Source organism: Micromonospora sp. IBSANI012 (genome assembly GCF_052814045.1).
Genome location: NZ_CP199933.1, coordinates 4809877 through 4824167, shown reverse-complemented (window position 1 = coordinate 4824167; position 14291 = coordinate 4809877). Strand labels below are relative to the sequence as shown.

Sequence of the window (14291 nt, the reverse complement as noted above, 5' to 3'; positions counted from 1 at the left end):
ACTCCCGTCGCAGCGGCCCCAGCCGTCACCGCCGGTCTAGGATGAGAGATCGGCTCACTCACCCGGCGGTGGGCCCGGTCGCGGTGGGAGACTTGCCCCATGCCCCTCACCGAGCCGTACGACGACCACCTCCCGGAGGAGGGGTCGTCCGCCGCCGCGCCCGAGGGCGGAGCGGAACCGGGTGCGGGGGCGCCCGAGCCGGAGCCCACCCTCCCCGAGCCGGTCCGCCAGCGCATCGTCACGCTCACCGCGGCGGTGCTGCCCGGGCTGCCCGCCGACGAGTTGCCGGTGCCGCTGCGCCGGGTGGCCAAGTTCGCCCCGAACCGCCGCGCCCGGCTGGGCGCGCCGGTGATCGCCGCCCAACTCACCGCCGATCCGCTGTTCCGTCAGCGGGTCACCGCGCGGGTGCTCGCCGACGCCGGCGACCTGGGCGCCGCCGTGGTCGAGGGCACCGCGCCGGCCGCCGCCGACCCGGTCGAGGTGGCCGCGCTGGCGTACCTGGCCCGGCCCCGCGGCTGGCGGGAGCTGATCGAGGCCAGCGGCGCCGCCGTGCGGGCCGAGGCGGACAGCGCCGTCGTGGCCGAGCTGGTCCGGGAGGCCGAGCAGCGGGCCACCCGCGCCGAGCACGACCGGGCGGTGGCCCGGGTCGAGGCGGAGAAGCTCCGCGACGAGCTGGCCCGGGTCCGCGAGGAACTGGGGCAGCTGCGGGAGGAGAACCGCCAGCTCCAGCGGACGCTGCGGGAGACGCAGGCGCGCGAACGCCGGGCCAACGAGCTGCTCGCCACGGAGCGGGGCCGGGCGGCCCGGGCGACCGCCGACAGCGACGCCGAGCTGCGCCGGGCGCGGGCCCGGCTGGCCGAGGCCGAGGCGGCGGCCGGGGTCGCCCGGGCCAGCGCCAAGGAGGCCCGCTCGGTGGACGACGCCCGGCTCTGGCTGCTGCTGGAGACCATCGGCCAGGCCGCCGTCGGGTTGCGCCGGGAGCTGGCGCTGGACCCGGTGGAGAAGCTGCCGGCCGATTTCGTGGCCGACGCGTTCGCCGACTCGTCGGCGGTCACGCCCGCCGGCACCGCCGCCCGCGCCCGGGACACCGACGACCCGGCCCGGCTGGACCAGCTGCTCGCCCTGCCCCGGGCGCACCTGGTCGTGGACGGCTACAACGTCACCAAGCGCGGCTTCGGCGAGATGTCCCTCGAACAGCAGCGCAAACGGCTGATCACCGGGCTGGGCGGGATCGCCGCGCAGACTGGCGACGAGGTCACCGTGGTCTTCGACGGCGCGGAGCGGATGCACGGGCTGCCGCCCACCCCGCGCGGCGTCCGGGTGCTCTTCTCCCGCAAGGGGGAGACCGCCGACGAGCTGATCCGCCGCCTGGTCCGGGCCGAGCCGGCCGGCCGGCCGGTGGTGGTGGTCTCGTCGGACCGCGAGGTCGCCGACGGCGTGCGCCGGCACGGCGCGTACCCGCTCGGCGCGGACTCGCTGCTGCGCCGGCTGGCCCGTTCCTGACTCTTGATCACTGTTGTCCGTTTCCGTCGTACCCGGTGACTAGTGTCCGACCTGACCGACGGTGCGCGGGTGGTGACCAGGCTGTCGCATCCGCCGCGCCGCACTCCGTCAGGGAGGCACGATGCTCATCGACTGCGACAGGTGCGGGATCCGGGGCGCCGGCTGTAACGGCTGCCTGGTGACCGCCCTGCTCGACGCCGACTCGCCGGCCGCCGGCCTCGGGCCGGCCGAGCTCCGGGCGGTCGAGGTGTTCGCCCGGGCCGGCTTCGACGTGGCGGTGCTGGCCCACGAGGCCGCGCCGGCCCGTGCCGCCCGCCGGCGCCGGGTGGCCTGACCAGCACGCCACGCCCCCGCGCCTCCGTCGGCCCGGCCGCGCCGGTCGCCCGCCTGCCACCCGCACCGTCGCCCGGCGGCCGGCCGCACCGGTCGGCCGACGGCGGGCCGCGCTGGCCGTCCGACAGTGGTCCGCGCCAATCGGCCCGCGCGGGCGCGGGCACCGCGCCGGGCCCGGTGGCGGCGGGCAATAGGATGGGCGCTCACGGCGGGAGGAGCGGCGGCATGACGCGGTTACGGCGTGGTGGCGGCGGGCCGGCGGACGAGGTGCCGGCGTGACCCCCCGCGGGTGGGCGGTGCTGACCCTCGGCGGGCTGGTGCTGGCGCTGCTGGTCGCCAGCGTCGTGCTGGTGCCGTGGAGTCGGCCGCCGGCACCCCGGGCCGACCAGGTTGCCGCGCTGGGCGAACTCCCCGTCGACCAGGTGGCCCACGCGCGCGAGTTCCGCTCGGCGCTGCGCCCCGGCGCGTACGGCGCGCTGGTGGTCGGGCTGCTGGTGGCGCTGCTGCTCGGTCTCACCCCGCTCGGCGCCCGCCTGGTCGAGCTGGCCGGGCGCCCCTTCGGCGGCCACTGGACCGCCCGCGCGGTGCTCGGCGGGCTCGCCGTGGTGCTCCTCGCCGACCTGCTCACCCTGCCCTTCGCCGCCTGGCGGCAGTCCGTGCTCACCCGGTACGGGCTGAGCACCCACGGCTGGAGCGGCTGGGCCGTCGACCTGCTCAAGTCGTACGCGGTCAGCGCGGTCATCGGTGCGGTGGCCCTGCTCGGCTTCTACACCGTGACCCGGCTCGCCCCCCGCTGGTGGTGGGCGTTCGGCGCCGCCGGGGCGGCCGGGTTGGTCGTGCTGCTGTCGTTCGTGCTGCCGGTGCTGGTGGAGCCGGTGTTCAACCGGTTCACCCCGATGGAGCAGGGCCCGCTGCGCGCCGAGCTGATGGCGATGGCGGCCCGCGACGGGGTGCCGGTGCGCGACGTGCTGGTCGCCGACGCCTCCCGGCGGACGAAGGCGGTCAACGCGTACGTCTCCGGGCTGGGGCCGACCCGGCGGGTGGTGGTCTACGACACCCTGCTGCGCGAGGCCACCCCGGCCGAGGTGACCAGCGTGGTCGCGCACGAGCTGGGGCACGCGAAGGACCGGGACGTCTGGACCGGCACGCTCACCGGCGCGCTCGGCGCCGCCCTCGCGGTCGTCGCGCTCTACCTGCTGGGCTCCTGGGGGCCGCTGCTACGGCTGGCCGGGGTCGACTCGGTCGCCGAGCCGCGCGCGTTCCCGCTGCTGATCGCCCTGGTGACGGTGGCCGGGCTGGTCGCCGCGCCGGCGCAGGCGCTGGTCTCCCGCCGGGTCGAGGCGCGCGCCGACGCGCACGCCCTCGCGCTGACCGGCGACCCGGCCACCTTCGAGGCGATGCAGCGCCGGCTGGCCGGGGTCAACCTGGCCGATCCCGACCCGCCGCGCTGGGAGTACCTCTGGTCGGCGTCGCACCCGTCCACCGTGGAGCGGATGGCCGCCGCCCGCGCCTACGCCAGGGAGGCCGGCAGATGAGCCGGACGCTGCTGATCACCAACGACTTCCCGCCCCGCCCCGGCGGCATCCAGTCCTTCGTGCACAACCTCGCCGTCCGCCAGCCCTCCGGCTCCGTGGTGGTCTACGCCTCCAGCTGGCGGGGGGCGGCGAAGTTCGACGCCGACCAGCCCTTCGAGGTGGTCCGGGAGCGGACCCGGGTGCTGCTGCCCACCCCGCTGGTGGCCCGCCGGGCCGCCCGGCTGGCCCGCGAGCACGACTGCGACACCGTCTGGTTCGGTGCCGCCGCCCCGCTGGGCCTGCTCGCGGCCGGGCTGCGCCGGCGGGCGGGGATCCGCCGGGTGGTCGCGCAGACCCACGGCCACGAGGTCGGCTGGGCGGCGCTGCCCGCCGCCCGGGCCGCGCTGCGCCGGATCGGTCGTGGCACCGACGTGGTCACCTACCTCGGCGACTACACCCGGGTACGGCTCGAACGGGCGCTGCACGGGGTGACCGACCTGCACCGGCTGGCTCCGGGCGTCGACGTGGACGCCTACCACCCGGCCGTCGACGGCGAGCCGGTCCGCGTCCGGCTGGGCCTGGCCGACCGGCCGGTGGTGGTGTGCGTGTCCCGGCTGGTGCCCCGCAAGGGGCAGGACATGCTGATCCGGGCCATGCCGGAGATCCGCCGCCGGGTGCCGGACGCGGCGCTGCTGGTGGTCGGCGGCGGGCCGTACCGGGCGGCGCTGGAGAAGCTGGCCCGGCACACCGGCGTGGAGCGCGACGTGGTCTTCACCGGCTCGGTGCCCGCCGCCGAGCTGCCCGCCCACTACGCCGCCGGTGACGTCTACGCGATGCCCTGTCGCACCCGCAACCGCGGCCTGGACGTCGAAGGGCTCGGCATCGTCTACCTGGAGGCCTCCGCGACCGGCCTGCCCGTGGTCGCCGGCGACTCCGGTGGCGCGCCCGACGCGGTCCGCGAGGGGGAGACCGGGTACGTGGTGCGGGGCCGGGACGTGGCCCAGCTCGCCGACCGGGTGGCCACCCTGCTCGCCGACCGGGACCTGGCCCGGCAGCTCGGGGCGGCCGGCCGGGCCTGGGTGGAGCGGGAGTGGCGCTGGGAGACCCAGGCGCAGCGGATGGCCGCCCTGCTCGCCGGCTGACAACCGGCGCGTGCCGGCGCGGTCCGCGTGGCGAGGCTGCGGGGTCCCGCCCCTGTCGCGCCGGTGCGGGGCATGACGCCACCGCGAGCGTGATACCTCAGAGGCATCAATATGACTCTGAGGTATCACGCTCGTTCGGTGACGGCCGGGTCGGAGAGACACGCGCGTGGCGGCTCGGGGGAGCGGTGCGACGTCCTGCGCCCGTCAAGGGAGGGGTGACGGGGCGTCGCGGTGCCGGGGTCGGCACCACGGGGGCGGGGCGCCGCGATGCGGCAGTGCGCACGCGGGACCGGGCGGGCCAGGCGGTGAAGCCCGGCCCGCCCGGTCGGCGGAGGTGCGGATTCGGTCAGGCTCCGGCGGGGATCCGCTCGGCCGGGGCGGCCGGGGCGGTTGCCTCGGTCCGCCGGGACAGCTTCCCCGGCCACCAGGTGCGGGCGCCCAGGTCGAGCGCCAGCGCCGGAATGAGCAGGCTGCGGACCAGCAGCGTGTCGAGCAGGATGCCGACGGCCACGATCACCCCGGTCTGCATCGACGGCACCAGCGGCAGCACGCCCAGCGCGCCGAACGTGGCCGCGAGCACGACCCCCGCGCTGGTGATGACGCCGCCGGTGACGGTCAGCGCCCGCAGGACGCCCGGCCGGTGGCCCAGCCGCGCCGCCTCCTCCCGGGCCCGCGTCATCAGGAAGATCGTGTAGTCGACGCCGAGGGCGACGAGGAACAGGAACGCCTGCAGCGGGATGCCCACGAAGAGCTTGGTGTAGCCCAGCGCGTCCAGGACGAAGCCGGCGGCCCCCATCGCGGCGGCGTACGACAGCACCACGCTCACCATCAGCAGCAGCGGCGCGACCAGCGCCCGCAGCAGGAGCACCAGGATGACGAGGACGACGGCGAGGATCAGCGGGATGACCACGCGGTTGTCGCGGCCGACGATGCGCTCCTCGTCCACCAGCACCGCGGTCCTGCCGCCGACCAGCGCCTGGGCGCCGGGCACCTCGTGCACCGCCGTGCGGAGCCGCTGCACGATCTCCATGGCGGCGTCGCTGTCCGGCGTGTCGGCCAGCACCGCCGGGACCCGTACCCAGGCGCCGTCCGGCGAGCGCTCCGGCTCGTCGACCCGGGCGACGCCGGGCACCGCCCGGGCGGCGGCGATCACCTGGTCGGCCGCACCGGCGGTGGCCAGGATCTCCGCCGGCGACGCGGAACCGCTCGGGTAGTGCGCGGCGATCAGCCGCTGGCCGGTCACGGAGCCGACCTCGGAGGTGAAGGACTCCTCGTTGGGCAGGCCGATGCTGAGGTTGCCGATGCCGAAGGTCAGCGCGACGAGCGCCGCCGCGGTGCCGATCCAGACCGCGCGGGGACGGCCCCCGACCAGCCCCGCGATCCGGCGCCAGATCCCGTGGTCGGCGGTGACGTCGGCGCTGACGGCGGTCGGCGTGTAGCGCGGCACGAACGGCCAGAAGAGCCACCGGCCGCACAGGACGAGCACCGCCGGCAGCAGGGTCGTCATCGCGAGCAGGGCGGCGCCGATGCCGACCGCGCCGACCGGGCCCAGGCCGCGGGTGGACGGCAGGTCGGCGGCGAGCAGGCAGAGCAGTCCGATCGCGACGGTCGCCGCCGAGGCGCAGATCGCGCCGAACGACCGGCGCAGCGCCACCCGCATCGCCTCGTGCCGGTCGGCGTGCCGGCGCAGCTCCTCGCGGTACCGGGCGATCAGCAGCAGGGCGTAGTCCACGCCGACGCCGAAGACGAGCACCGTCAGGATGGTCTGGCTCTGGAAGTCGACGGTCACCCCGCCGTACTTCGCCATCAGGTACACGATGCCGCCGGCGAACTGGTTGGCGATGCCGACGGTGATCAGCGGGATCAGCCAGAGCACCGGGCTGCGGTAGGTGACCAGCAGCAGCACCGCGACGGTGGCCGCGGTCGCCAGCAGCAGCGTGGTGTCCATCCCGCCGAAGGCGTCGAGGACGTCGCTCTCCGCCGCCGCGTCGCCGGTCAGCGCGGTGCGCAGGCCGGCGGGCTGGTCGAGGGCGAGGCGCTCCTTGACGTCGGTCACCGCCTCCGGGCGCTGGGTGTCGTCACCGGCGACCGGGAAGGACACCAGCAGCGCCTTCCCGTCCTCGCTGGGCACCGGGGGCGACACCGCGCCACCGTCGGCGTACCGGACGAAGACGGCACGGTCGGCCTCGGCCTTGGCGCGGTCGGCGTCGGTGAGGCCGCTGTCGCGGACGTAGACGGCGATCGCCACGGGCTTCTTCGAGTCCGGGAAGGCCGCCTCGGCCCGCTCCACGGCCCGGCTGCTCTCCACGCTGGCGGGCAGCAGGCCGAGCGTGTCGTTGTTCTGCACCTCGCTCAGCTTGATGGAGAGCGGGCCGGCCACCGCGACGAGGACCAGCCAGAAGACGATCAGGGCGTACTTGCTGCGTCGGCCGGACGGCAGACCGGCCAGTCTTTGCCGGGACATGTCGGGTTCCTCCGAGGATCGGGGTCTGACGGGCGGGTGCGGAACCAGGCGGACCGCGTAGCCGCGGCGGTGCTGCTTCCTGCCTTCGATCCTTCTGGGCGGCGGGCGTGCGGACAGGAGTGTCACGTCCCCGACGCCGGTGGTCCTAGCACCACCGAAGCCGGGGCGGTCGTGCCGGAGAATGGAACCCGTGGACAGCCCCGTACGAGAGTTCGCCCGGCAGACGGTCCGGCCCGGCGCGGCCGCCGCCCTCCAGGGCCTGGCCGTCGCCGTGCTCTCCCTGACCACCAACGTCGCGCTGTTCGTGCTGTCGCTGGTGTCGCTGCTGCTCATCCCCGCCTTCGGCATCGGCTTCGCGCTGTTCCCGATGGCGACGGCGTTGGTGCGGCTGTCGACCGGGTTGCAGCGCCGGCTGGCCCGGTGGGGCGGCGTACCCATCGCCACGCCGTACCGGCCGCTGCCGGAGGGGGCGCAGTTCGGCACCTGGCGGCGTTTTCGGTGGGTGGTGGGCGACCCGGCCACCTGGCGGGACTTCGCCTGGTTGGTCCCCGGCGCGGTCACCGGCGGGGCGTGCCTGCTCGCGTTCGCCCTGCCGCTGTACGGGCTGGAGGGCTCGCTCGGGGTGCCGCTGCTGCTCTATCTCCTCGCCGACTCCTACGGCTACGGCCTGTTCTGGCCGATGACCAACCTGGCCGAGGCGCTGGCCGCGCTGCCGCAGGGGTGGCTGCTGCTGCTCGGCGGCCTGGCCGTCGCCCCCTGGCTGGTCTGGCTGCACCTGCGCTTCGCCCGGCTCTTCCTGGCCCCCACCCGGGCGGCGGAGTTGGCGCTGCGGGTCCGCCAGCTCACCGTCACCCGGGCCGACACCGTCGACGCCCAAGCGGCCGAGCTGCGCCGCATCGAGCGGGACCTGCACGACGGCGCGCAGGCCCGGCTGGTCGCGCTGAGCATGAGCATCGGCCTGGCCGAGCAGCTGCTGGAGCAGGACCCGACCGCCGCCGGGAAGCTGCTGGCCGAGGCGCGGGAGACCAGCGGTCAGGCCCTGGTCGAGCTGCGCGGCCTGGTGCGCGGCATCCACCCGCCGGTGCTCGCCGAGCGTGGCCTGGACGGCGCGGTCCGGGCGCTCGCGCTGGCCGTGCCGCTGCCGGTGGCGGTCGAGGTGGACCTGCCGGGCCGCCCGATGGCGCCGGTGGAGTCCGCGGCGTACTTCGCGGTGGCCGAGGGGCTGGCGAACGTCACCAAGCACAGCGGCGCCACGCACGCCTGGATCCACCTGAGCTACGGCGACGGTCGACTGACCATGGTGGTGGGTGACGACGGCCGGGGCGGCGCCGACCCGGCGGCGGGCAGCGGACTGGCCGGGATCGGACGACGGCTCGCGGCCTTTGATGGAACGATGGTGGTGACCAGTCCGCCCGGCGGGCCCACAGTCGTGACCATGGAGCTGCCTTGCGAGTTGTCATCGCCGAAGACCTCGCCCTCCTCCGGGACGGGCTGACCCGCATCCTCGAGGCGTTCGGCTTCGAGGTGGTCGCGGCCGTCGACAACGGACCGTCGGTGCTGTCGGCCCTGGTCACCCACCGCCCGGACGTGGCGGTGCTCGACGTGCGGCTGCCGCCGACCTTCACCGACGAGGGCTTGCAGGCCGCCATCCAGGCCCGCGCCGAGATCCCCGGCCTGCCGATCCTGGTGCTCTCCCAGCACGTCGAGCAGCTCTACGCCCGGGAGCTGCTCTCCGACCGCGCCGGTGGCGTCGGCTACCTGCTCAAGGACCGGGTCTCCAACGTGGCCCAGTTCGTCGACGCGGTACGCCGGGTGGCCGGTGGCGGCACGGTGATGGACCCGGAGGTGGTCTCCCAACTGCTGGCCAGCCGGTCCGGGGCCGAGCCGTTGCAGGAGCTGACCGCCCGCGAGCGCGAGGTGCTGGGCCTGATGGCCGAGGGGCGGTCCAACGCGGCGATCGCCGCCCGGCTCTTCGTCACCGAGAAGGCGGTCAGCAAGCACATCAACAACATCTTCAGCAAGCTGCGGATGCCGCCGTCGGACGACGACAACCGGCGGGTGCTGGCGGTGCTGACGTACCTCAACGGGGACGACAGCCAGCTCCCGGTGCCGGGCCGGGCGCCGCGGCGTACCGCAGCCGGGCCGTCGCTACCCGGCTGAGGCGACCGGCTCGGCACCGGCCACGGTGGACAGCGCGGGGGAACGGCCGAGGCAGCCCTCGGCCGGCCCCGGCCGCCCGAAGTACCAGCCCTGGCCGGCGTCGCAGCCGATCGCCCGCAGCCGTTCGGCCTGCCCGGCCGTCTCCACCCCCTCGGCGGTGACGGTCAGGTCCAGCGCGTGGGCCAGCGACACCAGCGAGGCGAGGATCCGCTCGTCGGTGCGGCTGGCCGGGTCGACCGCCGGCGACCGCAGCCCGGTGACGAACTCCCCGGCCACCTTCAGCTCGGTCACCGGCAGGTCCCGCAGGTACGCCAGGTTGCAGTAACCGGTGCCGAAGTCGTCGATGGCGATCCGTACGCCGAGGTCGGCCAGGACCCGCAGGGCCCGGACGGGCTCCTCCGCGGTGCTCATCATGGTGCTCTCGGTGATCTCCAGCTGGAGCCGTTCCGGCGGCAGGCCGGTGGCCGCCAGCAGGCTGCGCACCTCCTGCACCAGGCCGGGCCGGTGCACCTGGCGGACGGCCAGGTTGACGCTGACGAAGGGGGCGCGGGCGCCCCAGCTCTCCGCCTCGCGGCAGGCCTCCGCGAGCACCCAGCCGCCGAGCCGGACGATCAGGCCGGTCTCCTCGGCCAGCCCGATGAAGCTGTCCGGCCGCAGCACCCCCAGCTCCGGGTGGCGCCAGCGGACCAGCGCCTCGACGCCGAGCATCGTGCCGTCCCGCAACGACGTCAGCGGCTGGTAGTCGAGGAAGAACTCGCCCCGGTCGATCGCGGCGGGCATCGCCGCGGCGAGGGCGTACCGGGCCAGGTCGGCGCGGTGCCGGTCCGGGTCGAACACCGACCAGCGGGCGCCCCCGGCCGCCTTGGCCCAGTGCAGGGTGCTGTCGGCCGCCCGCATCAGCTCGCCGGGGGTGGTGCCGGCCACCGGGCGCTCCACGATGCCGATGCTGGCGGTGACGGTCAGCTCGTGCCCGTCGACCAGGGCCGGCTCGGCGAGCGCGGCCAGCGCGGCCTCGGCGACCGTGACCGCGTCATCGACCCGGGCGGTGCGCTCGACCAGGATGACGAACTCGTCGCCGCCGAGCCGGGCGAGCAGGTGCTCGCCGAGCGCCGCGCGCAGCCGCCGCGCCACCGACACCAGCAGGGCGTCGCCGACCTGGTGCCCGAGCGAGTCGTTGACCACCTTGAACCGGTCGAGGTCGAGGAAGCAGACGCCCACCCGGTCGGCGCCCCGGCCCGGCGCGCCGATCGCCGCGGTGAGCCGCTCGGTGAACAGGACCCGGTTGGGCAGGTCGGTCAGCGGGTCGTGGGTGGCCTGGTGGCGGAAGCGGGACTCGCTGTCGCGCAGCGCCCGCTCGGCCTGGGCCCGGGCCACCATCGCGGCCCGGCGGATCGATTCCTGCTCGTCGAGCGTCCGGTCGCGCAGCGCCCGGGCGTACCCGGTGGCGACGGTGGCCAGCAGCCGGGCCATCCGGTCCTCGACGTCGTCGGCGACCAGTCCCAGGTCGCGGATCAGGCGGAGCTGGATGACCTCCACGGTGCGGCCGAGACCCTCGGCCGAGGCGATGTGGGCGGCGACCAGCTCCGCGCCCACCTGATGCCCGACGCGGGGGTCGAACGGCTCGGCCCGCAGCGCCCCGGCCAACCGCTCGGTGAGCCGTTGCAGCAGCAGCTCCAGCTGCGCCTGGGTCATCGGCAGGTAGCTGGTGCCCGAGACCGCCTTGGCCCAGGCGCGGGCGAACGCGCCGGGGCACGACGGATGCCCCGGCAGGTCCGGTGTCTCACCCACCGAGGCGTCCGACGCCACCCATGAAGACCGCCTGCGCGGCGTCCTCGGCGCTCTCCGGCGACTCCGGCCGCCACTGGGGCACCCACACCACGCCCGGTTCGAGCAGCGTGAAGCCGTCGAAGAGCGCGGTCAGCTCGGCCCGACTGCGGATCGAGAGCGGGCTGTCGGTGCGGCGGTAGACCCGTTCGGCCTCGGCCCGTTCGCCGGTGTGGCCCCGGTCCTCGTCGGTGGCCTGCGACATCACCAGGTAGCTGCCCGGCGCCAGCGTCTCGCGCAGCGTCCGCAGGATCTCCTCCGGCCGGTCGGCGTCCGGGACGAAGTGCAGCACCGCCACGATCAGCACGGCCACCGGCTGGGAGAGGTCGAGCAGCTTGGTCACCTCGGGATGGCTGAGGATCGCGGCCGGTCGCCGCAGGTCCTCCTGGACGACCGTGGCGCCGGGATTGCCCTGGAGGATCTCCCGGCTGTGCGCCACCGCCACCGGGTCGACGTCGACGTAGACCACCCGGGAGTCGGGCGCGGCGCGCTGGGCGATCTCGTGCACGTTGCCGACGGTGGGGATGCCCGAGCCGATGTCGAGGAACTGGCGGACGCCGGAGTCGACCAGGTACTGCACCGCCCGACGCATGAACGCCCGGTTGGCCTGGGCCATCAGCGGGGCCTCGGGGACCGCCTCCATCATCGCCCGGGCCGCCGCCCGATCGGCCGCGAAGTTGTGCGAGCCGCCGAGGTAGTAGTCGTACATGCGGGCGACGCTGGGGCGCTCGATGTCGATGTCGTCGGGTGCCCAGTCCGGCCGCTGCATGCCCACCCCTTTAGTTGACAACGCGAGGATCGTCGCCCGCGCGGGCCACCCGGGTATTCTGCCCCCGCTTCGCCCCGGTGCAAAGACCACGGTCATTGCGCGACGGCGTGCTCACTCAGGGGCGCTGGCGGCGCTGCCGCGGCCGTGCCCCGGACAGGCGAGAGGTCCGCGACCGGCGGGCGGTGCGGACCTCTCGACGACGGGCCGGAGCCCCTCAGAACTTCGGCGCGTCCGGGGCCTCGAGCAGGCCCAGCCGCAGCGCCGTCATCAGCGCCTGGGCGCGGTTGGCCGCACCCAGCTTCTCGTAGAGCTTCGAGATGTGGGTCTTGGCGGTGGACTCGCTGACGAAGAGCTGCTTGGCGATGCCGGCCACGCTCATGCCGTCGGCCAGCAGCCGCAGCACCTGCCCCTCGCGGGGGGAGAGCTGCGGACCGGACGGGGCCAGCCGGCGCTTCATCGCCTCGGCCAGGTCGGCCGCGGTGAAGGCGCTGGGGGAGGAGGCGGCGTGCCGGGCGGCGGCCACCACCTCGTCGGCCGGCGCGGTCTTCGGCACGAAGGCGCTCGCCCCGGCCTCCAGCGCGCCGAAGAGCTGGTCGTCACCGGCGTACATGGTCAGCACGACGATCCCCATCGACGCGCTGGACTTGCGCAGGGCCCGGGTGGCCTCGAGGCCACTGCCGTCCGGAAGGCGCAGATCCATGATCACGACGTCCGGCTGCAGCGCGCCAGCCTGGCGTACGCCCTCCGCCGCCGTGGCGGCCTCGCCGACGACCTCGAACTGCCGGTCGCGCTCGAAGGCGTGCCGAAGCCCCTTGCGGATCAGGTCGTGATCGTCGACAAGGAGGACCTTGGTACGAGTGGCCGGTGTCGGGCTTGTGGTCATCCTCGGGTTACTCCCCTTCTGCTGCTGCGCTGCCACGCACGTTATCGCGCCGGGGCGAGGAACCGACCACCACCGCCACGGTCGTGCCGCTGGGCTGTCGCGGCCTGATCTCCAACCGGCCCCGGATACGTTCCGCTCTCTCGGCCATGATCGCAAGACCGTAGTGCCCGTCCGCGTGCTGGTCACCGATGCCGTGACCGTCATCCGACACTTCGATCTGCGCGTACGGGGGGTCCACCTCGCAGGTGACCCAGAGATTCGAGGCCCCCGCGTGCTTGCGCGCGTTGGTCACCGCCTCCTGCGCGATGCGCAGCAACTCGGCCTCGGTGGCGGCGGGCAGCCGGGCGGTGGACTCGTCCAGCGACAGGTGCACCCGCAGGCCGCCGGAGGCGCCGACGGTGCGCGCGTACTCGGCGATCGCGGCGGCCAGGCCGCCGTGCCGGTCCACCTCGCTGCGCAGCTCGAACAGGCTCAGCCGCAGCTCGGTGATCACCCGGGTCACCTCGCCGCGCAGCGTACGCAGCCCCTCGGCGGTCTCGTCGGCGTCGTCGTAGACGGTGGCCAGGGCGTTGTCGATGCCGTAGCCGACCATCACCAGCTCCTGGGCGACCCCGTCGTGGATCTCCCGGGCCAGCCGCTGCCGCTCCTCGTTGGTGGCCAGCGAGCGCACCTCGTCGAAGAGCAGCGCCGCCTCCAGCCGCAGCGCGGCGGGGCCGGTCAGCGCGGTCACCCGGGACACCACCGGCGGCGGGTACGCGTGCGCGGCGTCCGCCTCCAGCACCACCAGCCCGACCGTACGCACGCCGGCGACCAGCGGCACGATCAGCGCCGAGACGTCCCCGCCGCGGTGCGAGCGGGCCTGCGACCGGGCGGCGGTCTGCGGCTGCTGGCTGGCCCAGGCGTCGGCGATGGCGGAGTCCGCGTCGAGCGTCGTCTCCCAGTCCACCCGGTCCACCCCGACCTGGGCGAGCACCACGAGCCGGCCGCCGCCGCTGGCCGAGAGCACCGCGGCCCGGTTGTTGGGCGCGACGCCGCGCAGCTCCTCCAGCAGGTGCTCGGAGATGCCGCCCGGGTCCAGGGTCGCGCCGGGCAGTTGCCGGGCGACCGTGCGCAGCTGGGTCAGCAGTCGGGTCGCCTCCGCGTACGGCTGCGGCTTGCCCTCGCCCCGGACCCGCATCACCTGGTGCAGCGTGCCGGCCGCGTAGAGGCCGAGCCCGGCCAGGATCAGCCACTGCGCGCAGACCGCCAGGTAGCCGGGCTGGCCGAGCTGCCGCCCGCCGTCCACCTCGGTGAACGCCCCGGCGATCAGCAGGGTCGCCGCGGCGACGCCGAGCAGCGCCGCTCCCTCCCGGAAGCGGCGACGCAGCGCGGTCACCGTCACCGGCACCGCCAGGTAGGGCAGCACCGCCGAGGCGCCGAGCCCACCGACCGATCCGCCGAGAGCGGACTCGACGGCGACCTGGCTGGCGGCCAGTCCCAGCACCACCGCCTCGGCGACCCGGCTGAGCGGGCCGAGCAGCCGGTGCTCGGGGGCGAGCACCGCCGGCAGGCCGGCGGCCGCCAGCAGGGCGATCCACCAGAGCTGGGCGGGGTCGCGGGTGGCGATCAGGGTCAGGGCGCCGACCAGGACGAGCATGACCCCGCGCGCCGCGGCGGCGAGGGGATGCGGCTGGGGCCGGACGGGTGTGGAGGCGGGCAC

The 14291-nt window shown here is 75.4% G+C and carries 11 protein-coding genes; 6 read left to right on the top strand and 5 right to left on the bottom strand.

The features are described 5' to 3' along the window. The first annotated feature begins 99 nt into the window (after positions 1-99). The 4 genes from ACTWM8_RS22180 (at position 100) to ACTWM8_RS22165 (ending at position 4492) form a co-directional block, all read left to right on the top strand. Entirely contained in the window at positions 100-1503 is a 1404-nt protein-coding gene (locus ACTWM8_RS22180; protein WP_446210710.1) for an NYN domain-containing protein, read from the top strand. 121 nt (positions 1504-1624) lie between these two features. Then, positions 1625-1837: a hypothetical protein gene (locus tag ACTWM8_RS22175; RefSeq protein ID WP_446210709.1), complete on the top strand. Its 213-nt coding sequence runs from the start codon at positions 1625-1627 to the stop codon at positions 1835-1837. Positions 1838-2111: 274 nt separating this feature from the next. Then, positions 2112-3371 (top strand): M48 family metallopeptidase, encoded by a 1260-nt coding sequence (locus ACTWM8_RS22170; protein ID WP_446210708.1) that lies wholly within the window; start codon positions 2112-2114, stop codon positions 3369-3371. Next, entirely contained in the window at positions 3368-4492 is a 1125-nt protein-coding gene (locus tag ACTWM8_RS22165) for a glycosyltransferase family 4 protein (protein ID WP_446210707.1), read from the top strand. Before ACTWM8_RS22170 ends, ACTWM8_RS22165 begins: the two co-directional genes overlap by 4 nt. 346 nt (positions 4493-4838) lie before the next feature. Here ACTWM8_RS22165 and ACTWM8_RS22160 read toward each other — a convergent pair whose 3' ends face one another. Beyond that, positions 4839-6956 (bottom strand): MMPL family transporter, encoded by a 2118-nt coding sequence (locus tag ACTWM8_RS22160; protein WP_446210706.1) that lies wholly within the window; start codon positions 6954-6956, stop codon positions 4839-4841. A gap of 190 nt (positions 6957-7146) precedes the next feature. Here ACTWM8_RS22160 and ACTWM8_RS22155 point away from each other — a divergent pair, with 190 nt between their 5' ends. Together ACTWM8_RS22155 and ACTWM8_RS22150 are read left to right on the top strand one after the other, a co-directional pair. Continuing rightward, positions 7147-8451, top strand: coding sequence for a histidine kinase (locus ACTWM8_RS22155; RefSeq protein ID WP_446210705.1), 1305 nt, complete (start codon positions 7147-7149; stop codon positions 8449-8451). Beyond that, the gene (locus tag ACTWM8_RS22150) at positions 8403-9116 is read left to right on the top strand and encodes a response regulator (protein ID WP_179801084.1); all 714 of its coding nucleotides are present in this window, start codon (positions 8403-8405) and stop codon (positions 9114-9116) included. The genes ACTWM8_RS22155 and ACTWM8_RS22150 overlap by 49 nt, the downstream gene beginning before the upstream one ends. Here the strand turns inward: ACTWM8_RS22150 and ACTWM8_RS22145 are convergent. The 4 genes from ACTWM8_RS22145 to ACTWM8_RS22130 form a co-directional block, all read right to left on the bottom strand. Further along, positions 9105-10808 carry a putative bifunctional diguanylate cyclase/phosphodiesterase gene (locus tag ACTWM8_RS22145; protein WP_446214632.1) on the bottom strand — a complete coding sequence of 568 codons (1704 nt, stop codon included), beginning with the start codon at positions 10806-10808 and terminating at the stop codon, positions 9105-9107. The genes ACTWM8_RS22150 and ACTWM8_RS22145 overlap by 12 nt on opposite strands. Before the next feature lie 88 nt (positions 10809-10896). Beyond that, positions 10897-11709: an SAM-dependent methyltransferase gene (locus ACTWM8_RS22140; protein ID WP_088961058.1), complete on the bottom strand. Its 813-nt coding sequence runs from the start codon at positions 11707-11709 to the stop codon at positions 10897-10899. Between the two features lie 214 nt (positions 11710-11923). Next, a complete protein-coding gene (locus tag ACTWM8_RS22135; RefSeq protein ID WP_007072219.1) occupies positions 11924-12592 on the bottom strand; it encodes a response regulator transcription factor in 669 nt (222 codons plus the stop codon). A gap of 7 nt (positions 12593-12599) precedes the next feature. Then, entirely contained in the window at positions 12600-14291 is a 1692-nt protein-coding gene (locus ACTWM8_RS22130; protein WP_446210704.1) for a GAF domain-containing sensor histidine kinase, read from the bottom strand.